We start from the raw sequence: 19,414 nt of genomic DNA on the forward strand, positions 1-19,414 counted from the left end.
TGCCGGACCCGACTCAGTCCACCCGGTAATGGCAGCCCCGGCTCTCCGGATTCTGGAGGGCGGCGTTGAGGATGAGGCGGGCGCAGATGATGCCGCTGCGCAGATCCAGCAGCTCCCTGCTGAGGCTGGCCTCGTGGTAGAAGCGCTCCGTGCGGTGCTGGAGGTACTCCAGGTCGGCCCGGGCGCGCTGGAGGCGGGCGCCCGTCCGCACGATGCCGGCGTAGTTCCACAGGGTGCTGCGGATGAGGCCCCAATCCTGGTCGATGAGGAGCGGATCCGTCTCCTGGGGATCCTCCGGCGTGCGCCAGGGAGCCAGGTCACCGGCATCGGGCAGCGACAGCCCTGGAAGTTCGCGGACGGCCGCCTCCGCCCCCCGGAAGCCCCAGACCAGGCCCTCCAGGAGGCTGGTGGAGGCCAGGCGGTTCGCCCCGTGCAGGCCCGTGCAGGCCACCTCGCCGGCGGCGTAGAGGCCCGGCAGGCTCGTGCGACCCTCCAGGTCCACGAGGACACCGCCGCAGAAGTAGTGGGCGGCGGGCACCACGGGGATCGGCTGCCGGAGGGGATCCAGGCCCTCGGCGCGGCAGGCCGCCAGCACCGTGGGGAAATGGGAGTCCAGGTCCAGCCTCGCGGCCACCGGGGCCAGGTCCAGGAACACGCAGGGCTCGCCGCTGGCCGCCATCTCCTGGAAGATGGCCCGGCTCACCACGTCGCGGGGGGCGAGTTCCATCTGCTCCGGGGCGTACCGCGCCATGAACCGCTCGCCCTTGCGGTTGACGAGGTGGGCGCCTTCGCCGCGCAGGGCCTCGGTCAGCAGGGTCCGTGGCTTGCCCGGCACATACAGGGTCGTGGGGTGGAACTGCAGGTACTCGCAGTTCACGATGCGCGCGCTGGCCCGGTAGGCGGCGGCGAGGCCGTCGCCCGTGGCCCCCGGCGGGTTCGTGGTGTGCAGGTAGAGGTAGCCCAGGCCGCCAGTGGCCAGCAGGGTGCGCTTCGCGAGCTGCCCCTCCACGGCGCCCGTGGCCGGATCGAAGAGGTAGGCGCCGTGCACCTGGATCGGCTCGTACACCCGCACGGGGCTGAGGCAGTGGTGGGGGCTGGTGATGAGGTCCACCAGGCAGAGGTTCTCCCGCACCTGGATGCCGGGGTGGTTGCGGACCGCCTCGCTGAGGGCGGTCTGGATGGCCAGGCCCGTGGCGTCCTTGGCGTGGTAGATCCGCCGGGCGCTGTGGGCGGCCTCGGCGGTGGGATCGGGCGAGCCGTCCGTCCCCAGGTCGAAGGGCACACCCAGGCGTTCCCAGAGGAAGCTCCGGCAGAGCCGGGGACCCTCCTCCGCCAGGAGCCGCACCGCCTCGTGCCGGCAGAGCCCCGCCCCGGCGGCTTCGATGTCGGAGGCCAGCAGGGCCGGCGAATCGCCCTCCTCCTCCGGAGGCAGGCCGATGATGCCGCCCTGGGCCCAGGCCGTGTTGCTGGCGCCCAGGTCGTCCTTCGCCACCAGCACCACCGAGGCGCCCAGATCGGCGGCCCGAAGCGCCGCGGAGCAACCGGCGATGCCCGCCCCCAGCACCAGAAGGTCGGTCGTCCCGTTCATCGCAGCTCCCAGGTGGGGCGGTCCAGCGCCCAGAGATCCGTCAGGTCCCCCCCGCCGGTGGCGAGGCGGGCCCGCTCCAGCCGCCGGGCCGTGAGGTCCAGGGCCGCCTCGGCCCGGACCTCGCCCCAGGGGGTGGCGACGAGGCCGCCGCAGGGCGCCAGGCGGGCCAGGGCGTCCTCCCAGACCGCCCGCATCCCCGGGAGGTTGTGCAGCTGCAGGTGGTGATGGCCCGCCGCCATCAGGATGAGTCCCTGGAGGCTGTCCCTGAGCTCGCCCGAGGCCAGGTCCCACAGCGGTTCCAGGGCATCGTGGCACTCGTAGAAGAGCCCGTGGTTGAAGAGGGAGACGCCGCAGGCCAGGGGATAGCGGTCGTCCAGCGGCAGGGGCGTGAGGGCCGCCAACTGCCAACCGCAGCGCAGGCTCACCAGGGGTCCCCAGGCACCCCAGGCGGCCGCGGGCCGCCAGCCTCGGGGACCCGCCTCCGCCGTGTCGGCCCAGGCTTCGCGGTGGGTCCGCCAGGCGGCCCCGGGATCGAAGATCCCCAGGGGCGCCAGCAGGCGCGCGGCGTGCGCGAGCAGATCCTCCTCGGGCAGGCCGTCGGGGTGGGCCTGCCGCAACCGCGGGGCGCCCAGGATGGTGGGCCACACCAGGGCCTCCCGGGCGCGCGGATCGGCCAGGGCGGCCTCCATCCGTGTCCGGAGCACCCCCTGGATCTCCAGCGGGAGGATGGGCTGGCGCTGCCAGAAGGGCGTCCGGTTGCAGTCGTCGCTCACGATTCCATCCGCAGGGTGAGGGCCAGACCGCCCCGGTCGTTCGCCGCGGCGCCCTCCCAGGTGCAGCCGGGGATGCGTCCCTTCAGCACCGCCGCGGGATCGCCCGCCTGGTGCTCCAGGATCCAGCGGGCCACCAGGCCCCGGTAGCGCTTGGAGAAGTGGGTGATGGCCCGGCCGCGGGAGTCGAGGATCTCGAGGGTGTGGCGGGGCCGCGGCCACCCCTTCAGGAGGGCGGCGTGCTCCTCGGGCAGCAGCTCCCAGACGGGGCCCTCGGGCAGGGCCGCCAGGGGCCGCGCCAGCCGGTCCCGCCAGTGGGACTTGAGGCCCGGGAGGCCCGTCAGCTTGAGCTTGTAGGAGGGCACCGGGTCGTCGCCCCGCACCAGGCCCCGCAGGCTGGAGAGGATGTAGACCTGGGCCCACCGGTCCCGGGGGAGTCCCAGGGGATCCAGGGCCTGGAAGGCCACGCCGGTGTAGCGCTCCAGGGCCGGCAGCAGCGGGACCCGCCCCGTCAGGCCGAGGGCCTCGGACCGGGCCCGCTCGAGGAGATCGTCCTTCACCTCGAAGGCCCGCTTCTGGGCGAGGGGGGTGCCGGTGCGGACCAGCTCCTCCAGCCGCTCCCGGACCCAGGCCTGGGCCGCCGACTCCTTCAGCCGGCCCGGCTGGCCGCCGGGGGATTTCCCCTCGGAGGGGGCGAGCAGGATGAGGGGCCGGGGGGCGGACATGGACGGGAAGACCTCGAATCCTCAAGGATAGCGCCCCGTCGGCCGGGGGACCGACGGGCCCTTGAGGACGGGCACCGACCGGCCGATAAGGTTGCGGGAGGGTGCCATGGACATTTCCAGCGCTGGGGCCCTGGCCGCGTTCACCTACCAGACCTTCCTCAGGACCGGCACCCCGGCCCAGGCGCTGCAGCAGGCCTTCGCGGCGGCCTCCACGGCAGGCGCGCAGACGGCCCAGCTCGCCGGGGGCGGATCCGACGCCACGCTGCTGGACCTGTCCACCCAGGCGCCCACGAGCCTCGCCACCTACCAGGTGGCCAGCCAGGCCGGGCTGGGGGCCAGCGCCATCCAGTCCCTCCTGGCCGCGTCGCCCAGCGCCGACATGCTCCTCGCCGCGGGCATGAACGCCGGGTCCCAGGCCTTCCCCGTGGCGGATCCGAACACCACCGCCGCCTGGAGCGTGTTCCAGTACACCCTGGCCCAGCAATCGGGCCCAACCACCGCCAACGCCTACGTCCAGCAGGCCGCCGCCACCGCCCAGGGGGCCGGGAGCCTGAACCTCCTGGCCTGAATCAGGCGTCGGCGAGCCAGGCCTCCAGGCTGATCAGGCGGAAGCCCCTCCAGAGGTCGCGCAACCGGTCACCGTGGCCCCGGAGCCCCGCCCCGTGGGCGAAACGATGGCCGAAGCTCGCCCCGGGAAGCGCCGGCTGGCCCTCGTCCAGCTCCCAGGGATGGAGCACCAGCGGGGTGCCCGCGTCCGCGAGGGCCAGGTCCTCCAGGGCGCGGCGCAGGAGGCCGAAGGGCAGCACCCGCAGGCCCCAGCCCCAGAGCGGACTGCGCACCGGGCCGGACCACAGGACCGGCGGCGGCAGCTCCCAGAGCCCGCCCGGCAGCCGGTGGGCCCTGGTCGGCCGCCGGGGATCTCCCAGGAGCGCCAGGGGAGCCCGGCTGGAATCGTAGGCGAATCCGAGCTCCGCCAGCTCCTCCCACCAGTCCTCCGCGGGACCGCGCAGGCTCCATTCCGGGGCCCGGTAGCCCACCACCGCCCGGCCCGAGAGGTCCTCGAGCAGGGCCTTGCCATCGCGCAGGGCGGCGCGGAAGGCGGGGCGGTCCAGCTCGAAGGCGCGGCGGTGGGTCAGGCCGTGGAGGCCCACCTGGTGCCCCCGGGCCACGATGCGGCGGAGCAGGTCCGGGTGGCGTCGGGCCTGGTCCCCCAGGCAGAACCAGGTGGCCGTGGCGCCCAGCTCCGCGCAGAGCCCCAGGGCCAGGTCCGTGGCCAGGGGCAGCCGGCAGGCGTACCGGTCCAGGGCCTCGGGCGCGTCGTAGGGCGGGCAGCAGAGCTGGAACCAGTCCTCCCAGTCCAGGGACAGGGGCAGCCGCGGCCGGTTCAGGTGAAGTTCCGCTCGGAGAGGCTGATGAACTCCAGGGAGAAGTCGTCCAGTTCCGTCTGGATCTGCTTCAGCTGGCCCTGGAAGAAGTTGTAGGCCATGAGGGCGGGGATGGCGGCCACCAGGCCGATGGCCGTGGCCACCAGGGCCTCGGAGATGCCGGGCGCCACCGTGGCGAGGTTGGCGTTGCCCGTGGCCCCGATGCCGCGGAAGGCATCGATGATGCCCCACACGGTGCCGAAGAGGCCGATGAAGGGGCTCACGGCGGCCACGGTGGCGAGGATGCCGAGGTTGCGTTCCAGGCGGCCCATCTCCACCACGCTGGCCCGCTGGAGGCTGCGCTCCACCGCCTCCATGCTGCGGAGCTGGGGTTTGCCGTCGGAGCCCAGGTGCCGAAGCTGGTAGGTGACCTCGCCGTAGCCCGCCACGAAGAGGCCCACCAGCGGACTGAGGGCGAACTTCTCCACCTGCTGCTTCAGCTCCCGCCAGTCCGTGGCCCGCTTGAAGGCCCCGCGGAACTGCTCGGAGACGGTGCGGCTGCGGTGGTAGAGGAGGGACTTGCGGAGGATGATCATCCAGCTCAGCAGCGAGAAGCAGGCCAGGATCAGCAGCACCGTCTTGGAGACCGCCCCCGCGTGGAGCATCACCTCCAGCAGGTTCACCTCGTTGCCCGTGGGCGCCGCCAGCATCGCCATGCCGCCTCCATGTGGGGCCATCATAGCAAGCGCCCCAGGTACGGCTACACTGGGCCTTTGCGTTGAGGTCTCCCATGCAGGTGATGGTCATCGGATCGGGATATGTCGGCCTCGTGGCCGCCGCCTGCTTCGCCGAGGCGGGCCACCGTGTCCTCGGGGTGGACGTGGACGCCGCCAAGGTGGAGGCCCTCCGCGGCGGGCACTCGCCCATCTATGAGCCGGGCCTCGACGAGCTGCTGACGAAGTACCTGGCCTCGGGCACCCTCCGTTTCAGCACGGACCTGAAGGAGGGCGTGGCGGAGGCCGATGCCGCCTTCATCTGCGTGGGCACGCCCCAGAGCGAGGACGGCAGCGCCGACATGAAGTATGTGCTGGCAGTGGCCGGGCAGATCGGCGACGCCATGGCCCTGCGGGCCAAGGACGCCAAGCCCCTGATCGTGGTGGACAAGAGCACCGTGCCCGTGGGCACGGCGGCCCGGGTGCATGCGGAGATCGCCAGCCACACCGATCGCGCCTTCGAGGTGGTGAGCAATCCGGAATTCCTGCGCGAGGGCTCCGCCATCGGCGACTTCCTCGAGCCCGACCGGGTGGTCATCGGCTGCCGGTCCGATCACGCGGAACGGGTGATGAAGGCCCTCTACCAGCCCTTCCTCGACCGCAGCGGCGGCAAGTGGTTCCGCATGGATCCCCCCAGCGCCGAGCTGACCAAGTACGCCGCCAACGCCATGCTTGCCCTGCGCATCAGCTTCATCAACGAGATCGCCAACCTGGCCGAGTCCGTGGGCGCAGACGTGGACCACGTGAAGACGGCCATCGGCGCAGACCACCGCATCGGCCCCGCCTTCCTGAATCCGGGGCCCGGCTTCGGCGGCTCCTGCTTCCCGAAGGACCTGCAGGCCCTGCTGAAGGTCGGAAGGGAGCATGGGCAGCCGATGATGACGCTGTCGGCCACCGTCGAAGCCAACCGCCACCAGAAGCAGGTGCTCCTCCGCAAGGTGAAGGCCGCCTTCGGCGTGACCCCCGGCGTTCCCGCGCCCCTGAAGGGTCGGCGCTTCGCCCTCTGGGGCCTTGCCTTCAAGGCCGAGACCGACGACATCCGGGAGAGCATGGCCCTGGAGCTCATCGACGGCCTGGTGAACCTGGGCGCCGAGGTGGTGGTGCATGATTTCGCGGCCATGGAGGCCGTGCGGGCGAAGATCGGCGACCGGGTCCGCTACGCCAGGACCCCCCTCGAGGCCTGCGAAGGGGCGGACGCCCTCCTCATCGCCACGGAATGGGCCCAGTACCGCCAGGCCGACCTGGCCGCCGTCGCCAAAGCCCTCAAGGCGCGCCGCATCTTCGACGGCCGGAACCTCTTCCGGCCAGAAGCCATGGAACAGGGGGGATGGACCTACCATTCCCTCGGCCGCAGGCCCGTGGAGGGGAAATGACCAGGATCCGCCTCGAGGACATCGCCCATGCCCGCAGCGGGGACAAGGGGGACGGCTCCAATGTGGGCATCATCGCCTACACGGAGGCCGGCTACCGGTTCCTGCTCCAGGAGCTGACGGTGGCCCGTGTCAAAGATCACTTTTCAAGCATATGCCTAGGTAGCGTTGAACGCTTCGAGGTACCTAACCTCAAGGCCCTCAACTTCATCCTGCACGACTCCCTGGGAGGCGGTGGGAGCGAGAGCGTCAAAACCGACGCCCAGGGCAAGACCCACGGGCAGGCGCTGCTTAGAATGGAACTGGACCTGCCCGCGGATGTCCCGCTGACCGGCCTGAACCCCTGAACCCCGGCCATTCCTCTCTCAACGGAGCACCCTCATGGGCAATCTCGGAATCACGGAAATCCTGCTGATCGGCGTCGCGCTGCTGATCTTCTTCGGCCCCTCCCGCCTGCCGGAACTCGGCAAGAGCCTGGGCAAGGGCATCCAGGAGTTCAAGAAGGCCAGCCGTGAGCTGACGGACTCCGTGAAGGAGGACGTGACGTCCTCCGACAAGGACAAGAAGTAGGGCCCCAGACCCGGAACACGGCCGGCCTCCCTCGGGAGGCCGGTCCCTTTCTACCGCGGGGACCATGGCGATTCCGGCTACGCCGCCCAACAAGATGAGCTTCTGGGAGCACCTGCAGGAGCTGCGGGTGCGGCTCGTGCGCTCCCTGCTCATCGTGGCCGGGGGCTTCGCCCTCACGTACGCCTTCCGCTTCAGGATCTGGGACTGGGCGCAGCGGCCCTTCCTCGAGGCCATGTCGCGCCAGGTGGGCAAGCCCATCGCGGAGCTGCAGCCCTGGGCCTTCACGAGCCTCACGGAACCCTTCTTCTCCCTGATGCGGCTGAGCCTCTGGGCCGCCGCCGTGCTCTGCGCGCCGCTCCTCTTCTACCAGCTCTGGGCCTTCATCCGGCCCGGCCTCCTGCCCAAGGAGCGCAAGCTGGTCATCCCCTTCGTGTTCGTCACCTCCGCGTGCTTCCTGGCCGGAGCCGCCTTCGCCTACTACAGCGCCTTCAAGTTCCTGGGGGACATCCTGTTCCAGGAGGCCAAGAGCGCCGGCCTGCGGGCGAACCTGAGCGTGGACACCTACCTGGACATCTTCATCTCCACGGTGCTCATGACGGGCGTGATGTTCGAGCTGCCTGTCCTGTTCTACTTCCTCGCCCGGTTCAGGCTCGTCACGGCGAAGTGGATGCTGAAGTACTGGCGCCACGCCACCATCGCCATCCTCATCTTCAGCGCCTTCTTCACGCCGGGCGACGTGGTGGTGACCACGATCTTCTTCAGCGTGGTGCTCCTCGGCCTCTACTTCGTGTCCGTGGTCGTGGCCTGGCTGGCCGAGCCGAAGACCCCGAGGGACTGAGCCCGCCTCAGGCGAGCCGCGCGAGGTCCTCGAGGCAGGCCTCGACCGAGCGGTTGGGTTCCGGGTCCCCCCCCAGGCGGATCCGGGCCGCCGCATCGGCCATGAAGCCCCGGCAGCGGGCCTCGAGCCGATCCGCGAGATCCTCACCCTGGGTTTCCACCACCGCGCGGCCCTCCGCGGCCAAGGCCCGGGCGTTCATGAGCTGATGCCCGCCGGCGCTCGTCGGCAAGGGGACGAGGATGGCCCCTCTTCCCGCTGCCTTCAGTTCCGCGCAGGTGCTCGCGCCGGCCCGGCTCACCAGGAGGCTGGCGGCCTCCATGGCCTCGTCCACGCGCTCCAGGAAGGGCACAAGGGTGTGGCGGGCATGGCGCGGCCGGTCCTTCAGCCGTTCGAAGTCGCCCGCCCCGGCCTGGTGGAGGATCTCCCAGTCGGGGAAGGCCTCCAGCAGTGGCGAGGCGATCGCCATCAGGGACTCGTTCAGGGCCCGGGCGCCGCCGCTGCCGCCCAGGACCAACAGCCGGAAGGGGGGCCGGTGCTCCGCGAGGGGCCGGAAGTCCCGCAGGAAGGCCGTCCGCACCGGCGTGCCCACGGCCAGGCAATCCGCGCCCGCGAGGTGCCCGCGGACGGCCTCCATGCCGCACCAGACACGCCGGGCCTTCGGCGCGACCAGCTTCACCAGGGCCCCCGGCGCGGCATTGCTCTCGTGCAGGAAGAACGGGATCTCCAGGCTCCGTGCGGCGAGCAGCGCGGGGGCCGCGGCATAGCCTCCGGTGCCGATCACAACCCAGGGCCGCTGCTCACGCCACTGCCGCTTGAGCAGGCCGACCGCCCGCCACAGCTTCCACGCGGACCGGGCGGCCCGGAAGGGGGAACGGCCCAGGAAGCCCTCCACGTCGAGGAGCAGGTGGGGCCAGGGGCCGCCGGGAAGACGCCGGGCCTCGATGCCGCGCTGGGCGCCGACGAAGACCACCTTCCGTTCCGGCCACCGCGCGTGGGCGCCCTCGGCGAGCGCCACGGCCGGGAAGAAGTGCCCGCCGGTGCCTCCGCCGGTGAGGACCAGGGACTGGGCAAAGTCGGGCATGGACATGGGACCAGCCTATCGGAGAGCCCACCGGGAACCCAGGGGGCCTGCAGGACGATGGAAGGTCATCCGGAACCTACCCGAAGTCGGAAAACGCAGGAATGGCGCCGGTGTGCATAATGACTGTGGTGGTCGTCAGACCGCCATCCAGGTAGACTGATCGGTTCAGTCCGGGACCCCGATCGGGGTCATGTCCAGGGAGCATCCATGAAGATCCTCGTCGCCCTCAAGCAGGTCCCCGACACGGAGACCAAGATCAAGGTTGCCGCCGACGGCCGGTCCCTGGACCCCGCGGACGTCAAGTGGATCACCGGTCCCTACGACGAGTACGCCCTGGAGGAGGCCATCCGCATCAAGGAGGCCAAGGGCGCCGAGGTGGTGGCCCTCTCCGTGGGTGGCGACACCGCCAAGGAGGTGCTCCGCAATGCCCTGGCCCTGGGCGCCGACAGCGCCGTGCTCCTCAAGGGCGACGGCCAGGGGGATGCCCTCGCCGTGGCCCAGATGATCGCGACCTACGCGAAGGACAAGGGCTTCGACCTGATCCTCTGCGGCAACAAGGGCATCGGCGGCGACAACGCCGCCATGGGCCCCATGCTCGCCGAGCTGCTGGGCGTGGCCCAGGCCAACGTCGTCGTGAAGCTGGAGCTGGGCGAGGGGACCTTCCGCGCCGAGCGCGAGATCGAGGGCGGCTCCGAGATGGTCGAGGGCTCGCTGCCCGCCGTCATCACGGCCCAGAAAGGTCTCAACGAGCCCCGCTACGCCAGCCTCAAGGGAATCATGGCTGCCAAGAAGAAGACCATCGAGGAGCTGGAGGCCGCCGCCGCCCCGGCCGTGGCGGTGGTGAGCGCCCTGGCCCTGCCGCCCGAGCGCCCCGCCGGCCGCCGCCTGGAGGGCGAGCCCGCCGCCCAGGCCCAGGCCCTGCTCCAGGCCCTCAAGGACGAAGCCAAGGTCTTCTAGCCATCCCTTCCCGCGACCGAATCCGATTCGAAAGGACCACCCATGATTCTCGTGTTCTGTGAACTGAAGGATGGCCAGATCCGCAAGCCCAGCGCCGAAGCCCTGAGCGAGGGCCGCCGTCTGGCGGACGCCTCCGGCAAGAAGCTCGGCGCCCTCTTCGCCGGCGCCTCCTGCGCCGGCTCCGCCGAGGCCGCCAAGTACGGCGCGGACGTGATCCTCACCGCCGAGGGCGCCTCCCTGGCCTCCTACTCCAGCGACGCCTTCGCCCAGCTGGTGGCCGACGCCGTGAAGGCCAAGGGCGCCACCGTGCTGCTCGCCGCCGCCACCGCCATGGGCAAGGACGTGGCGCCCCGCGCCGCGGCGCGCATGGGCGCCGGCTACGCCTCCGACGTCACCGGCCTCGCCATGGTGGACGGCAAGCTCCAGGCCGTGCGTCCCGTCTACGCCGGCAAGGCCTTCGCCACCACCACCTTCACCAGCGCCGTCCAGGTCGCCACCACCCGCCCCAACGTCTTCGCCCTGGCGGAGAAGGCCGGCGCGGGCGCGGCGGAAGCCCTGGCCGCCCCGGCCGGGAGCTTCAAGTCCATCGTGAAGGAGATCCTCGCCAAGGCCGGCGGCAAGGTGGACCTCACCGAGGCCAACGTGATCGTCTCCGGCGGCCGCGGGATGAAGGACGGCGCCAACTTCAAGATCCTCGAGGACCTGGCCGACGCCCTGGGCGGCGTGGTGGGCGCCTCCCGCGCGGCCGTGGACGCGGGCTGGGGCCTCCCCCACAGCATGCAGGTGGGCCAGACCGGCAAGGTCGTGAGCCCCACCCTCTACATCGCCTGCGGCATCAGCGGCGCCATCCAGCACATCGCCGGCATGAGCGGCTCGAAGTTCATCGTCGCCATCAACAAGGACCCCGAGGCGCCCATCTTCAAGCTGGCCAGCTACGGGATCGTCGGCGACCTCTTCGAGGTGGTTCCCGAGCTCACCAAGGCCGCCCAGGCCATGGGCATCGGCAAGGGCTGATCCCCCGATCCCTTGCCCCGTCCGCGCCCGGCGAAAGCCGGGCGCTGTCGTTCAGGCTGCGCCTCCGGCTTGCCTTCACGAACGGGGCTACGTCTCCACCGATCGGACGGCGCCCCGCGCCGTCCTCCTGCTCCCCGGCTGCACCGGATCGCAGCGGTGGAGCCTCCGTCGGCGACCTGTTCGAAGTGGTGCCGGAGCTCACCAAGGCCGCCCAGGCCATGGGCATCGGCAAGGGCTGATCCCCCGATCCCTTGCCCCGTCCGCGCCCGGCGAATGCCGGGCGCGCTCGTTCAGGCTGGGTCTATACGGGCTCGAAGCCTTCGTCCCGGAGGAAGTCCCGGGCGTCCTCCGGATCGCCGAAGCGGGCGATGACGTCGTCACCTTCGCGGGCGTCGCCATCGAGCGCGTCGAGGGGGTTGCGCTCGCGGATCACGCAGGCCCCGCCGATCTCGTCCAGGCCGAACTGGACCAGTTCCCGGACAGCTCCGTGCTCATCCTGCCAGAGCTCCACGTGCAGATCGGTGGGCATGGATCCTCCCGTCCGCGCCGGAATGGGCTTCCACAGCGCCTGGCGCCCGGGGCGCTGCGGTGTAAGGTTAGGTCCGCTCGAAGAAGAGCACCACCATGCCGAACCCCACGCGGTCGCCGTGCTTCAGCTCCCGGGGCTCGCTGGGCTGGATCCGCTCGCCCCGGATGAAGGTGCCGTTGGCCACGCCGGGCTCCTCCAGCAGGAAGTAGCGGCCGTGCTCGCAGAGGATGCGGGCGTGCCGGCGGGACACGCTGAGGTTGTGGTCCTCGTCGGTCAGGTCGATGTCCGGATGCACGCCCGTGGTGGGGTCGAAGCGCCCGATGAGGGAACCATGGGACAGGATGGGGTAGGGCTTGCCGCTCAGGACGGAGACCAGGTTCGCCACGGGACCGGTGCTGGGCTTGGCCGCCTTGCTGGCGTCCAGGTTCTCCACCCGGTCCCCCAGTTCCCGGTGCCGCTGGGCGAGGCGCTGCATCATCTTCACGGACACTTCCGGGTTCTGCCGGATCATGCGCATGAAGGTGCCCCGGTTGATGGCGATGAGGTCCGAGTCCTCCAGGGCCAGGGCCGTGTGCTGGCGCGGCAGGGCCTCCAGGAGGCTGCCTTCGCCGAAGAAGTCCCCCTTCCCCAGCTCCTCGAGCCAATCGCCCTTGGGCTCCTCTGAGACGTAGAGCCGCACCTTCCCCGAGAGGATGATGTACATCTGCTGGGCCATCTCCCCTTTCCGGAAGATGACCTCCCCCTCGCGGAAGCGAAGCTTGCTCTGATCAATGAAGCTGGGTTCGGCCATGGATGTCCCAGGGTGTGCCTAACTCTACCCCAGCCCGCGCCCGGGATGGAACCTCACCATTCCAAGGTGTTTCCAAGCACCCTCGCCACCAGGCCCTCCAGCAGCCGGGCCTCGCCGGCGGAAAACCCGTCCGGGTGGGGCGAATCCAGGTCCAGCACGGCCCGGAGCCGCCCCCCCGCCGACACCGGGATCACCAGTTCGCTGCGGGTGGCATCGTCACAGGCGATGTGCCCCGGGAAGGCCTGGACGTCCGGCACGAGCTGGGTCGCTTCCGTGCGGGCGCAGGCTCCGCAGACGCCGCGGGCGAAGGGGATGCGCAGGCACCCCATGCCGCCCTGGTAGGGGCCCACGGCCAGCAGGTCCTCTCCGATCCGCCGGTAGAAGCCGCACCAGTTGGCCTGGACGAGGGTCTCCCAGAGGAGGCAGGCGAGGGTGGCCTGGACCGCCACCGGATCCGTCTCGCCGGCCACGGCCGCCTCGATCTGGGGCAGGGCCGCCTCCAGCCGCGCAACCCGCTCCGGCTCGGGGAGCAGCGTCCCCCGCGCCACCTTCGCCAGCAGAATGCCCTCGCTCACGGCCCCTCCGTTATGCTCTTGCCATGTCCATTCTGCGCTACCTTGCGGCCCCGCTGGCCCCGTTCTACGGGCTGGCGGTGCGGGCGCGCAACCGCAGCTTCGACCGCCATCCGGAACGGATCGCGCGGGTCGGGGTCCCCGTGGTGTCCGTGGGCAACCTGAGCACGGGGGGCACGGGGAAGACGCCCCTGACCCTCTTCCTGGCCGAGGGCCTGGAGGCTGCGGGCTGGCCCAGCGCGGTGGTGTCGCGGGGCTACGGCGGACGGCGGGACGTGGATCCCATGAGCGTGGAGGCCGGCTCGGATCCCCGCCAGACCGGGGACGAGCCCCTGCTCATGGCCCGGCGGCTGGGAGCCGGACGGGTGGTCGTGGGCCGCCGACGGCACGCCGCGGCCCTGCGGGCCCTGGCCCAGCGGCCCGGCCTCCGCTGCCTCCTGCTGGACGACGGTTTCCAGCACCGGGCCCTGCACCGGGACCTGGACCTGCTGCTGCTGGACGGTGTCCGGCGCTGGGGCGACGGCCGGATGCTGCCCCTGGGGGACCTCCGCGAGCCTGCCGGGTGCGCCGCCCGGGCCCACGCCCTGGTGGTCACCCGCGCCGCCCGGGTGCAGGATCGCGGGGTGATCGAGGCCTGGTGGAGCCGGCACGGCTCCGGCGGCCCCATCTTCTGGACGGATTTCGTGCTCACGGGGCTCCGGCGCTGGGACACCGGGGAACGCCGGGACCTCCCCCTGGCGGAGCTCGGCCCGGCCTTCGCCTGGTGCGGGCTGGGCCACCCCCAGGCCTTCTACGCCGATCTCCTGGTGGCCGGCCAGTCCTGGACGGGCACCCAGTCCTTCCCCGACCACCGCGGCCCCTCGCCCGGAGACCTGCGGCGGCTGCAGGACCGTGCCCGCGCGGAAGGCGCCGGATGGCTGGTCTGCACGGAGAAGGATGCCGTGAAGCTGGGACCGGCCCACGCCAGGGCCCTGGACCTGCCCTTGCTGGTGGCCGAGCAGGGCATCGCCGGCGGGGAGGAGCTGCTGGCCTGGGTCCGCGGGCGCCTCGAATCCATGGCTCCGGCCCGGGCCTGAGCAGCCCCCATTCCTCTCACCAGACTGGAAGGAATCGGTGCCTTCCCGGGGCCAGACAAGGGGGGTAAGCTTTCGGCCACCCTTCCACTCCATCTGTCTGAACCTCTTCCGGAGGATCCGATGAAGCACCACCTCCTTTTCAGCACCCTGCTGACCGCGGCCCTCGGCCTCCAGGCCCAGGGGACGGTCAAGATCGCCCTGACCGGCCCCTTCACCGGCGGCTCCGCGCCCATGGGCACCTCCATGCGCGACGGGGCCAAGCTCGCCATCGCCGAGATCAACGCCGCCGGCGGGATCCAGGTGGGCGGCAAGAAGATGAAGATCGAGGCCATCGAGCGCGATGACGAGGCCAAGAACGAGCGCGGCGCCCTCATCGCCCAGGAGCTGGCCTCCATGGGCGACCTGGCCGGCGTCATCGGCACCGTGAACACCGGCGTCTGCATGTCCGGCGACCGCTACTTCCAGGAGAAGGGCATCACGAAGATCATCACCCCCGCCGCCGGCTCCGCCTCCATGACCCAGTGGAGCAAGGCCGGCGTGAAGGATCTCTCCATCTTCCGGTTCGCCGCGGACGACGCCATCCAGTCCTCCATGGTGGTGGAGGAGGCCATCCGCCGCGGCTACACGAAGGTGGGACTGCTCTTCGACTCCACCAACTACGGCGTCTCCGGCCGCGACGACCTCATGAACCAGATCAAGCTGCAGGGCGGCAAGCTCCAGGTGGTGGCCCAGGAGAAGTTCAACATCGGGGACAAGGACATGACCGCGCAGCTGCTCCGCTGCAAGCTCGGCGGCGCCCAGGCGATCCTCATCTGGGGCATCGGCCCCGAGCTGGCGGCCGTGGCCAACGGCATGGCGAAGATCGGCATGAAGGCCCCCCTCATCGGCGGCTGGACCCTATCCATGTCGAACTTCATCGACAACGCCGGCAGGAACGGCAACGGCACCATGATGCCGGAGACCTTCATCGAGGACCCCATCACCCCGAAGGCCAAGGCCTTCATCGACGGCTACCACCGCACCTTCAATGTGGGCCGCATCCCCTCGCCTGTCTCCGCCGCCCAGGGCTATGACGCCGTCTACATCTTCGCCGCCGCCGTGAAGCAGGCCAAGAGCACGGACACGCACAAGATCAAGGCCGCCCTCGAGGACCTCAAGGAGCCGGTGAAGGGCGTCATCGCCACCTGGCACCACCCCTTCAGCAAGTGGAATCCCGCCGACGAGCGCACCCACGAGGCCTTCCACCGCCAGCAGGTGGTCATGGGCATGGTCCAGGACGGCCGCGTGGTGTTCGCCAACGCCGCCGAGAAGGCCCAGCTCGTCAAGGCCGCCGGCAAGTAGCGGTCCGTCCCGCCAGGGGGGGCTCCGGCCCCCCTTTCCCCCTCCCTGCGCGAAGGGTCCTGCATGAATGCCCTGATCATCGGCCAGCTGGCCGTGAGCGGCGCCCTGATGGGGCTCGTCTACGCCCTCATCGCCTACGGCTTCCAGCTCACGTACGCCACCAGCAAGAGCATCAACTTCGGCCAGGGCGAGCTGGTGATGGTCTCGGCCTTCTTCAGCCTCACCCTGCTGGATCTGGGCGTCCCCTACGCGCTCATGGTGCCCGGCGGCCTGATCTTCGGAGCCCTGCTCGGGCTGCTCGTCGAGCGCACCGGCGTGCGGCTGGCCCTGGAGGAGAAGAGCGAGGGCTGGGTCCTCCTCACCATCATCCTCGGCCTCTTCTTCTTCTCCGCGGCGGAGAACATCTGGGGGCGGGACGACCGGCCCTTCCCCACCCCCCTCTCGCAGAACCCGGTCCAGGTGTTCGGCATCGACATCACGCGCATGGAGATCTCCGTCGCCGTGGGGGTCTTCGCCATCATGGGGCTCATCGAGCTCTTCAAGCGGCGCACCCTCCTGGGCAAGGCCTTCGAGGCCGTCTCCGCGGACCGGGACGCCGCGGAGCTGATGGGCATCTCCGCCACCCGCACCGTCATGCTCTCCTACGGCCTCTCCGGCGCCGTGGCGGCGTTGGCCGGCATCCTCGTCTCGCCCATCACCACCGTGGGGCCCACCATGGCCTCGGCGATGATCCTGAAGGCCTTCTCCGTGGCCGTCGTCGCCGGGCTGGACTCGGGCTTCGGCGTCGTGCTCATCGGCATGATCCTCGGGGCCCTGGAGGGACTGGCGAGCTTCTACATTGGCAGCGGCTGGCGCGAGGCGCCAGGACTGGTGCTGCTCATCCTCGCCCTTGCGGTGCGCCCCACCGGGGTGTTCGGCAAGGCCGGCATCCGGAAGGTGTGATCCCGTGAAGCGCCTCCTCCTCATCCACGGCGCCGAGCTCGCGGTCTTCGCGCTGCTGGCGGCGGTGCCCCTCGCCGTTGCCAACCCCTACGCCCTGGGGCTGCTGACCCTGCTGGCCATCTACGGCATCCTCCTCATCGGCCTGGACGTAACCGTGGGCTACCTGGGCCAGATCAACCTGGGGCACGTCGCCTTCCTGGGCCTCGGCGCCTACGCGGCGGGCATCTGCCTCACCCGCTTCGGCCTGGGCCTGTTTCCCGCGCTGGGCGTCGCCACGGGGGTGGGGATCCTCCTGGGCGGCCTCCTGGCCCTCCCGGCCCTCCGCCTGGAGGGGCCCCAGTTCGCCCTGGCGACCCTCAGCTTCACCGCCCTCAGCTTCACCTTCCTTAACGAGATGGAGAGCCTCACCGGCGGCGCCCAGGGCCTGAGCCTCACCCGGCCTCCCCTGTTCGGCCACGACCTCACGCCCCGGGCCTTCTTCTGGCTCTGCACGGTGCTGCTGGCGTTCGTGTGGCTCACCATGCGGAACCTGCTCCATTCCCAGTGGGGGCGGGCCTTCGAGGCCCTCCGGGACAGCGCCATCGCCACGGATGCCATGGGCATCGGCGCCTACCGCCACAAGGTGGCGGCCTTTGCCCTGGGCTCGGGCCTGGGCGGCCTGGCCGGCGGCCTCTACGCCTTCAACTTCCAGTACCTGCAGCCCCAGAGCTTCGTCTACGACCTGATGGTCATCCTCCTGCTCGGGGTGGTCCTGGGCGGCCGGAAGAGCCTGTGGGGCGCCTTCGTGGGGGCCTCCATCGTGGTGCTCCTGCCGAACCTCCTCTCCAACCGGCACGTGTTCCTGGCCGTCTCCGGCCTCGGGTTCCTGCTGGCGCTCGGCTCGGGTGCGCGGGGCCTGGTCCGGAAGACCACCCGCCCCTTCCAGGCCCTGGCGCCCGTCGTGGCCATGGGCCTCCTCGTGGTCGGCGGCCTGCTGGTGAAGAACACCGAGGACTGGCGCAAGGCCATCTTCGCCCTGATGCTCTTCTCCGTGGTGGTGGGCCTCCCTGAGGGCCTCATGGGCTTTGCCGCACGGGCCCTCACCCGGCTCTTCCGGGTGGCGCCCTCCCCCCTGCCGGCCCCGTCTCCGCTCGACGACGTGCTCCCCCTGCGGGTCGCGGACGGTTCCGCCTTCCTGGAGCTGGAGGACCTGAAGCGCCACTTCGGGGGGGTGAAGGCGGTGGATGGGCTCTCCATGACCGTCCGCTCGGGCCAGATCCACGGCCTCATCGGGCCCAACGGGTCCGGCAAGAGCACCGCCGTGAACGTCATCTCCGGCCTCTATCCGCCCACCTCGGGCCGGATGCGCCTGCGGGGGCGGCCCCTCGGCACCGGGAGCCTCTACCGGGCGGCCCAGTCGGGGCTGGCCCGCACCTTCCAGAACCTCCAGCTCTTCGGGGAGCTGACGGCCCTCGAGAACGTCATGGTGGCCCTCAAGGGCGTCTACCGGAGCCCGATCCCCCTCGTGCTCCTCGGCCTGGCGAAGGGCGAGGAGCGTCGCGCCCGGGCCGATGGCCTGGCCCTGCTGGACCTGCTCGGCCTGAAGGACCAGGCCCGCACCCGCGCGAAGGACCTCACTTACGGCGACCAGCGCTTCCTGGAGATCGCCCGGGCCCTGGCCCGGAAGCCGGACCTCCTGATCCTGGACGAACCCGCCGCGGGCCTGGCCCATCCGGACGTGCAGCGGCTCATCCAGACCATCCGGCGCATCCACCAGCGGGGCATCGCCATGATCCTCATCGAGCACCACATGGATGTGGTGAGCGAGCTCTGCACCCTCGTCACCGTCCTCGACGGCGGGCGGGTCATCGCCGAGGGCTCGCCGGACGAGGTGAAGCGCCACCCCAAGGTGGTGGAGGCGTACCTGGGCCAGGCCGGCCCCGGGGATGCCGCCTCCGAGCCCGCGTGAAGGAGGACCGGATGCTGCTGGTGGAAGACCTGCACGCGGGCTACGGCACGAGCGAGGTGCTGACGGGCCTCTCCCTCGAGGTGAGGGCGGGCACCGTCGTCGCCCTCATCGGGGCCAACGGGGCCGGCAAGACCACCACCATGCGGGCCGTCTCCGGCGCCCTCCGGCCCAGCCGGGGCCGGGTGGTGCTGGATGGCCGGGACGTCCAGGGCCTGGACGCCTCGCGCATCGCGCGGCTGGGCCTCGCCCACGCCCCCGAGGGCCGGAAGGTCTTCGGGCCCCTCACGGTGGAGGACAACCTGCTCCTGGGAGCCTACGCCCGCCTGCCCCGGTTCTTCGGCTTCCGGCGACGCGCCAAGAGCGACCTCGATCGCATCTACGAGCTGTTCCCCCGCCTCCGGGAGCGGGCCCGCCAGACCGCCGGCACCCTCTCCGGCGGCGAGCAGCAGATGCTGGCCATCGGCCGGGCCCTCATGGCCAACCCCAAGGTCATGCTCCTCGACGAACCCTCCATGGGCCTCGCCCCCGTCATCGTCCAGGAGGTCTTCCGCACCATCCGGCAGCTCAAGGAAGCCGGGATCACCCTCCTCCTCGTCGAGCAGTTCGCCCGCAGCGCCCTGGAAGTGGCCGACTACGCCTACGTCATGGAACGCGGCCGCATCGCCGTCCACGGCACCCCCGCCGAGCTCCACCGCGACGAGCGCGTGCTGTCCGCCTACCTGGGCTGAAGGCGCGGCTGCTGGCGATTCAGCGACTTCAATCCCCGCGTCCTGCTTGGAAATGGGCGATGGGGATTCCTCCGCGGCCCTCCGGGCCGCTCCGGCCGCGCGAATCGCTGGCACGCCGCTGATCCGCTGCGACAGCCCCCCGGGCTGCCGCAGCGGGCGGCACCATCCGACTGCAGCGCAGCGGAAGGAGGATAGGACGGCCTCGCCATCAGCGAGGCCGCCCAGAGGGTGAGGGCCGGAGGCCCGAGTCAGCCCGCCAGCGATTCTGCGACTTCAATCCCCGCGTCCTGCTTGGAAATGGGCGATGGGGATTCCTCCGCGGCCCTCCGGGCCGCTCCGGCCGCGCGAATCGCTGGCACGCCGCTTGATCCGGAGGAACAGCCCCCCGGGCTGTCCCTCCGAGCGGCACCATCCGACCGCAGCGCAGCGGAAGGAGGA

General features: G+C 71.1%; 21 protein-coding genes. 12 read left to right on the forward strand and 9 right to left on the reverse strand.

All coding sequences use genetic code 11. The annotated features are described in order from the left end of the window. Window positions 1-13: 13 nt before the first annotated feature. Genes nadB through yaaA form a run of 3 tightly spaced genes read right to left on the reverse strand, consistent with a single transcriptional unit; the run spans window position 14 to window position 3,083 of the window. Window positions 14-1,588 (reverse strand): L-aspartate oxidase, encoded by a 1,575-nt coding sequence (nadB, locus tag QSJ33_RS15120; RefSeq protein WP_285727730.1) that lies wholly within the window; start codon window positions 1,586-1,588, stop codon window positions 14-16. Next, entirely contained in the window at window positions 1,585-2,361 is a 777-nt protein-coding gene (locus QSJ33_RS15125; protein WP_285727731.1) for a DUF309 domain-containing protein, read from the reverse strand. The genes nadB and QSJ33_RS15125 overlap by 4 nt, the downstream gene beginning before the upstream one ends. Further along, complete coding sequence (gene yaaA / locus QSJ33_RS15130) at window positions 2,358-3,083, reverse strand: peroxide stress protein YaaA (protein WP_285727733.1); 726 nt, start codon at window positions 3,081-3,083, stop codon at window positions 2,358-2,360. Before yaaA ends, QSJ33_RS15125 begins: the two co-directional genes overlap by 4 nt. A 106-nt stretch (window positions 3,084-3,189) precedes the next feature. Between yaaA and QSJ33_RS15135 the strand changes: the two genes are divergently transcribed. Next, window positions 3,190-3,651, forward strand: a complete 462-nt coding sequence (locus QSJ33_RS15135) for a hypothetical protein (protein WP_285727735.1) — start codon at window positions 3,190-3,192, stop codon at window positions 3,649-3,651. A 1-nt stretch (window position 3,652) separates the two neighbouring features. On the opposite strand, the gene QSJ33_RS15140 is transcribed toward QSJ33_RS15135, so the two are convergent. Further along, window positions 3,653-4,471 (reverse strand): polysaccharide deacetylase family protein, encoded by an 819-nt coding sequence (locus QSJ33_RS15140; protein WP_285727861.1) that lies wholly within the window; start codon window positions 4,469-4,471, stop codon window positions 3,653-3,655. Then, the gene (locus QSJ33_RS15145) at window positions 4,468-5,163 is read right to left on the reverse strand and encodes a MotA/TolQ/ExbB proton channel family protein (protein WP_285727737.1); all 696 of its coding nucleotides are present in this window, start codon (window positions 5,161-5,163) and stop codon (window positions 4,468-4,470) included. The genes QSJ33_RS15140 and QSJ33_RS15145 overlap by 4 nt, the downstream gene beginning before the upstream one ends. A 74-nt stretch (window positions 5,164-5,237) precedes the next feature. Between QSJ33_RS15145 and QSJ33_RS15150 the strand changes: the two genes are divergently transcribed. From QSJ33_RS15150 to tatC, 4 genes are all read left to right on the forward strand, one after another. Further along, window positions 5,238-6,593 carry a UDP-glucose dehydrogenase family protein gene (locus QSJ33_RS15150; RefSeq protein WP_285727739.1) on the forward strand — a complete coding sequence of 452 codons (1,356 nt, stop codon included), beginning with the start codon at window positions 5,238-5,240 and terminating at the stop codon, window positions 6,591-6,593. Next, entirely contained in the window at window positions 6,590-6,937 is a 348-nt protein-coding gene (locus QSJ33_RS15155) for an AtuA-related protein (protein WP_285727741.1), read from the forward strand. The genes QSJ33_RS15150 and QSJ33_RS15155 overlap by 4 nt, the downstream gene beginning before the upstream one ends. A gap of 34 nt (window positions 6,938-6,971) precedes the next feature. Next, complete coding sequence (locus QSJ33_RS15160) at window positions 6,972-7,160, forward strand: Sec-independent protein translocase subunit TatA/TatB (RefSeq protein ID WP_285727744.1); 189 nt, start codon at window positions 6,972-6,974, stop codon at window positions 7,158-7,160. Between the two features lie 64 nt (window positions 7,161-7,224). Next, window positions 7,225-7,998 (forward strand): twin-arginine translocase subunit TatC, encoded by a 774-nt coding sequence (gene tatC, locus QSJ33_RS15165; RefSeq protein ID WP_285727746.1) that lies wholly within the window; start codon window positions 7,225-7,227, stop codon window positions 7,996-7,998. 7 nt (window positions 7,999-8,005) lie between these two features. Here the strand turns inward: tatC and QSJ33_RS15170 are convergent, their stop codons facing one another. Next, window positions 8,006-9,085: a UDP-N-acetylglucosamine--N-acetylmuramyl-(pentapeptide) pyrophosphoryl-undecaprenol N-acetylglucosamine transferase gene (locus QSJ33_RS15170; protein ID WP_285727747.1), complete on the reverse strand. Its 1,080-nt coding sequence runs from the start codon at window positions 9,083-9,085 to the stop codon at window positions 8,006-8,008. A gap of 201 nt (window positions 9,086-9,286) precedes the next feature. On the opposite strand from QSJ33_RS15170, the gene QSJ33_RS15175 reads away from it, so the two are divergent. Together QSJ33_RS15175 and QSJ33_RS15180 are read left to right on the forward strand one after the other, a co-directional pair. After that, window positions 9,287-10,036, forward strand: coding sequence for an electron transfer flavoprotein subunit beta/FixA family protein (locus tag QSJ33_RS15175; RefSeq protein WP_285727750.1), 750 nt, complete (start codon window positions 9,287-9,289; stop codon window positions 10,034-10,036). Between the two features lie 42 nt (window positions 10,037-10,078). After that, a complete protein-coding gene (locus tag QSJ33_RS15180) occupies window positions 10,079-11,050 on the forward strand; it encodes an electron transfer flavoprotein subunit alpha/FixB family protein (protein ID WP_285727752.1) in 972 nt (323 codons plus the stop codon). A gap of 301 nt (window positions 11,051-11,351) precedes the next feature. Here the strand turns inward: QSJ33_RS15180 and QSJ33_RS15185 are convergent, their stop codons facing one another. From QSJ33_RS15185 to QSJ33_RS15195, 3 genes are all read right to left on the reverse strand, one after another. Further along, window positions 11,352-11,579, reverse strand: a complete 228-nt coding sequence (locus QSJ33_RS15185; protein ID WP_285727754.1) for a hypothetical protein — start codon at window positions 11,577-11,579, stop codon at window positions 11,352-11,354. 67 nt (window positions 11,580-11,646) lie between these two features. Beyond that, window positions 11,647-12,369, reverse strand: coding sequence for a cyclic nucleotide-binding domain-containing protein (locus QSJ33_RS15190; RefSeq protein ID WP_285727756.1), 723 nt, complete (start codon window positions 12,367-12,369; stop codon window positions 11,647-11,649). A gap of 53 nt (window positions 12,370-12,422) precedes the next feature. Next, window positions 12,423-12,902, reverse strand: a complete 480-nt coding sequence (locus QSJ33_RS15195; protein WP_420801419.1) for a GAF domain-containing protein — start codon at window positions 12,900-12,902, stop codon at window positions 12,423-12,425. A gap of 65 nt (window positions 12,903-12,967) precedes the next feature. On the opposite strand from QSJ33_RS15195, the gene lpxK reads away from it, so the two are divergent. The 5 genes from lpxK (at window position 12,968) to QSJ33_RS15220 (ending at window position 18,976) form a co-directional block, all read left to right on the forward strand. Then, window positions 12,968-14,017, forward strand: a complete 1,050-nt coding sequence (gene lpxK / locus QSJ33_RS15200; RefSeq protein ID WP_285727759.1) for a tetraacyldisaccharide 4'-kinase — start codon at window positions 12,968-12,970, stop codon at window positions 14,015-14,017. A 120-nt stretch (window positions 14,018-14,137) separates the two neighbouring features. After that, window positions 14,138-15,358, forward strand: coding sequence for an ABC transporter substrate-binding protein (locus QSJ33_RS15205; protein ID WP_285727761.1), 1,221 nt, complete (start codon window positions 14,138-14,140; stop codon window positions 15,356-15,358). A 63-nt stretch (window positions 15,359-15,421) separates the two neighbouring features. After that, a complete protein-coding gene (locus tag QSJ33_RS15210; protein WP_285727764.1) occupies window positions 15,422-16,300 on the forward strand; it encodes a branched-chain amino acid ABC transporter permease in 879 nt (292 codons plus the stop codon). Between the two features lie 4 nt (window positions 16,301-16,304). Then, window positions 16,305-18,248, forward strand: coding sequence for a branched-chain amino acid ABC transporter ATP-binding protein/permease (locus QSJ33_RS15215; RefSeq protein WP_285727766.1), 1,944 nt, complete (start codon window positions 16,305-16,307; stop codon window positions 18,246-18,248). 11 nt (window positions 18,249-18,259) lie between these two features. Beyond that, window positions 18,260-18,976 (forward strand): ABC transporter ATP-binding protein, encoded by a 717-nt coding sequence (locus QSJ33_RS15220; RefSeq protein ID WP_285727769.1) that lies wholly within the window; start codon window positions 18,260-18,262, stop codon window positions 18,974-18,976. Window positions 18,977-19,414 lie beyond the last annotated feature (438 nt).

The sequence above is a fragment of the Geothrix rubra genome (assembly GCF_030268065.1).
Classification (GTDB): Bacteria; Acidobacteriota; Holophagae; order Holophagales; family Holophagaceae; genus Geothrix; species Geothrix rubra.